Raw genomic sequence first — 269 nt, forward strand, 5'->3', positions numbered from 1 at the left:
CGAATGGAATCCAGCAAAGATCGTAGCGATTTATAAGCGCCGCATGCAGATCGAAGAAGGCTTTCGAGACGTAAAAAGTGAGCACCTGGGATTGGGCCTTAATCTGCATCGAAGCCATTGTCCAAAGCGTATTGAGGTGTTGTTGTTGATTGCTGCTTTGGCCAACTACCTTCTATTTTTGACAGGGCTGCAGGCACGAGAAAGCGGTTTGGAACGACGCTACCAGAGCAACAGCATCAAAGAAAAGCGAGTTCTCTCATTGTGGCGAC

The 269-nt window shown here is 48.3% G+C and carries 1 protein-coding gene; it reads left to right on the forward strand.

Annotated elements, in window-relative coordinates:
• A partial coding sequence (locus tag BFP92_RS30060) for a transposase (protein WP_139114011.1) occupies positions 1-269 on the forward strand: 269 nt, incomplete at both ends.

This window comes from Pseudomonas sp. 58 R 3 (assembly GCF_900006605.1).
In the GTDB taxonomy this organism is placed as follows: Bacteria; Pseudomonadota; Gammaproteobacteria; order Pseudomonadales; family Pseudomonadaceae; genus Aquipseudomonas; species Aquipseudomonas salomonii.